The organism is Sphingobium sp. FW306-1B-F04DB, assembly GCF_058781925.1.
Genome location: NZ_JBYSXE010000109.1, coordinates 1 through 2,224 on the forward strand (window position 1 = coordinate 1; position 2,224 = coordinate 2,224).

Here is a 2,224-nt window from a genome sequence, read left to right on the forward strand (position 1 = left end):
TATCAAGCGACATCATGAAGTGGTCCGGGGGCGACATGCAAAACTGGTCCCCCCAGGGTTGTTAGGCACTCTCCAAATCATGCGACGGAGTGGCCTTTTGCAAAAGGCCACTCCGTCGCTTTTCACGTAATCGATAACTGTCACCGCGGATGGTGATGACGTGGCTGTGGTGGAGCAGCCGGTCGAGAATGGCGGTGGCGACGACAGGGTCGCCAAATACGCTTCCCCATTCCCCCACGCTGCGGTTGGATGTGATCAACATTGCGCCTCGCTCGTAGCGCCTGGACACCAGCTGGAAGAACAGGTGAGCGGCATTGGGATCGAACGGCAGATAGCCGAGCTCGTCGACGATGAGCAGCTTGGGCTTGGCGAGAAAAGCCAGCCGCTCTTCGAGCCGTCCCTCGCCATGCGCCTTGACCAGTGTTGCGACCAGCGTCTGGGCAGTCGTGAACAGCACGGTGTAGTTTTGGCGGATAGCCTCACGACCAAGCGCGATCGCCAGATGCGACTTGCCCACCCCGGGAGGCCCGAGCAGCAATAATGCATCCCCATGCGCGACCCAGCGCGCGGTTGCGAGTTCGCGGATCTGTTGGGCATCGACGCTGGGCTGAGCGTCGAAGTCGAATCCGTCGAGTTCGCGTGCGTGCGGAAAATGCGCGATCTTCATGGCCATGACGATGCGGCGCTCATCCTTCCTTGCGATCTCGCGCTCGCACAGAAAGGCCAGCGTCTCGCGCATCGTGAGATCTGTACGCGCCGCTTCGTCGAGCAAAGTGTCGAGCTGGTCGCGGATGGCCGTCAGCTTGAGCCGGGTCAGCCAGCCAAGCAGCGTCTCGTGATCGACGGCCATCACCATTGTCCCCCGACCAATTGCTCATACTCGGCAAGCGGACGCAGAAGATCCGGAAGGCCCGGCGAGATCTCTGCAACGGGCGTGGTGTGCCGCGCAGGACCGCCAACGCCTGTGACCCCGACAAAATGGACCGGGTCGGTCAGACGGCGGTAGCGCCCCTGCGCTTCGGCATGCGCGGCCACGAGCTTGCCGGCATGGAAGATGCGGATCTGCGCGCCGCTGATCACCACCTCGACCGTCTCACCGATGAGCCGCCAGGGCACCGAGTAGGCGTTGGTATCGACCTCAACTGCGCAATCGGCGTGGACCTTGCGGAGCAGCTCGCGTATCTGCCGGAATGGCGGCTTGCCATTGAGCGGCCTGAGCTTGGTGGCCTCGTCGCGCACGAAGCGCGCGAGGGGCGGCTCGCCGGTCGTGCCGTGACAACGCATGTCGGCAACCTCGCGCAGCCACCATGACAGGTGCAGCTCGAGCTCTTCCATGCTCGCAAAGCTGTGCCCGGCGAGTGCATTGCTCTTCACGTAACCGACGCCGCGCTCGTCCTTGCCCTTGGTGCGCGCGCGATACGGCGCGCAGGCTCGGGGACGAAAACCCCAATAGCGCGAGAAGGCGTGCAGCCGATCGTTGAACACCACTTCGCGCGTGACCGCATCATGTCGCGTCACCAGCGCCGCGGCGTTGTCGAGAAGCACATCCTCGGTCACACCGCCAAAATGCCGGAATGCGGCTTCCATACCATCGAACCAGGCAGACTGGCGCTGATGACGAAAGGCCGTCGCGTATGGACGCCGCGAATAACCAAGCGTCGCCACGAACACGTAAACGCGCACCTTCTCTCCCCCGATCTCCATCCGCTTCTCGCCAAAGTCGATCTGCAGTTGTTGCCCCGGAGGTGTCTCGAAGCGCATCGTGGCGCGCGCTTCTGCGGCCAACTGCTGGCGATAAACTGACACAGCGCGCTCAACCGTACGCAGACTGACCTCGACGCCAAGCTCGCGCGCAAGATCCTGGCGAACCACATCGGCGTTGCCGCCATGCCGGAAGAAACGCTCGCGCAGCCAGGCCTCATGCTCAGAGAGCCGCGTCGGCTTCGTCGCGCGGCGAAACGCGCGCCAGCCTCCCGCCTCGATATACCGCTGCACCGTTGTGCGTGAGCAGCCCAGCTCTCGCGCTATCCGCCTCGTGCCCCAGCCCAACTTCTTCAGCCGCAGCATCGCTGTCACCTCGTCCGGCTCGAGCATCGCCTCTCTCCGCGTCATTACCGCGGAAATCTTCGTACCTGCTTCCACGCTCATCAGTCCCTCCTCGTCCAAAGGTGGGGGGACCAGTTCTACGTGTCGCTACCGGACCAGTTTTGCATGTCGCCTGACA

At 63.2% G+C, this 2,224-nt stretch carries 2 protein-coding genes; both read right to left on the reverse strand.

The window, feature by feature from the left end; all coding sequences use genetic code 11:
* Positions 1-61: 61 nt before the first annotated feature.
* Positions 62-850 carry an IS21-like element helper ATPase IstB gene (istB, locus tag AC3WJD_RS21885; RefSeq protein ID WP_492748947.1) on the reverse strand — a complete coding sequence of 263 codons (789 nt, stop codon included), beginning with the start codon at positions 848-850 and terminating at the stop codon, positions 62-64.
* Positions 850-2,148, reverse strand: a complete 1,299-nt coding sequence (gene istA, locus AC3WJD_RS21890) for an IS21 family transposase (protein ID WP_492748950.1) — start codon at positions 2,146-2,148, stop codon at positions 850-852. The genes istB and istA overlap by 1 nt, the downstream gene beginning before the upstream one ends.
* Positions 2,149-2,224: the final 76 nt, after the last annotated feature.